Annotated in this window: 1 protein-coding gene; it reads left to right on the forward strand. The window is 55.8% G+C overall.

What is annotated here, in order from left to right; translation table 11 throughout:
• Positions 1-346: 346 nt before the first annotated feature.
• A complete protein-coding gene (locus ACZ63H_RS38625; protein WP_224756095.1) occupies positions 347-832 on the forward strand; it encodes a hypothetical protein in 486 nt (161 codons plus the stop codon).
• Positions 833-1,290 lie beyond the last annotated feature (458 nt).

Below are 1,290 nucleotides of genomic sequence, written 5' to 3' on the forward strand. Positions count from 1 at the left end.
GTTGTATCCAACTGACGGCACTTGACTTCACATTGAAACTCATATGCGCATGAGCGCTCTCGCACGACTGCTTGATTTCTCGGCCAATGAAACGACGATGGCAGGCAGATCCGATAATGGCCCACAGCGGTGCACGCACTTCCTTTTCATCTGGGCACTGCTCAGTGATGCGGCCGGAATCAACCAGACCTGGCGAGGCAGCAGCGAGCCCGGATGACAACTCTGACGTTAACGGACTCTGGAACTCATGAACCTGACGCAGTATTCGCGGCTCGCAATTCGGAGTAGAGAGCGCCGCTTGCCTGAAGTATCCTCGTCATGTTCCAGTGGACGGAGGATGACTCGGATGTTGATTCGCGTAGAAGGTCGACAAGTTAAGCTATTGCGGACTGAGCGGTCTGCTCAGACACATCGGATCCACGAGGTCGCAATCCGCACGTTTCGGATCGATCGTCCGCTGCTCGTTGAACTGCTCGAACGTCTCGACCGGGACGAATGCCTTGTACTCGATCAATGGCTTGAAGCGCATACCCAAGAACTCGTCCAAATCGATGCACACTCCATCATCGAGCACGCACCTGTGCAATTAGAGGCACTGGTCGCTGCGCTCGACGCCGCCGCGGAAACGCTGTGTCCAGCAGCAGCAGATGCGCTCCGGGAACAGTTACACTTGATCGCGCGTTCACTGCACACTGGCGGGCACCCCAGACCCGTGTCACGGCGACGCGGTACCACATCGTTTCCAGGGCAGCGAGATCTCGTCGACGAGCTCGCCCCCGATGTCGCCCAAGAGCTCGCGCAAGACCAGAGGGAAAGTCATTTCCTGACGTAATCCAATACCAGCAGTTGGCCACATCGGACACCTTCCGGCCCTGGAACAGCCACTCGATCTCCGGCACCCACTCTGTGACAATCCGGCTACGGACCTCGTTGGAGACATGAACAGGAATCGAGATTTCTCGCCACCCTTCGGGATTGAAATCAGAGGGCTGAGTGCGGCCGCGGGTATCGATTCCGACCTCCTGACGAAGCATACTAGATCTACGCGTCACGTGCATAGGGCGATTCTGTCATGGCCGGAAGAAACCGTGTTTTCTGTGCGACTCATCCGCTGTCGATTCCTTCCTGCGATAACTGACAGGTATCGTCCGATGATCAGTTATTCTAAGATAAATACAAAGAAGTTCGATCGCACCTGATATGTAAGCTGACAAACCCCAAAGCAGCATTCGGCCAATCGGCCTCGCAAAGAACTGCACGAGAGGGAGGGAGAGGTGTGCAGGTGAAGTT

This window comes from Streptomyces sp. NPDC104831 (assembly GCF_055583025.1).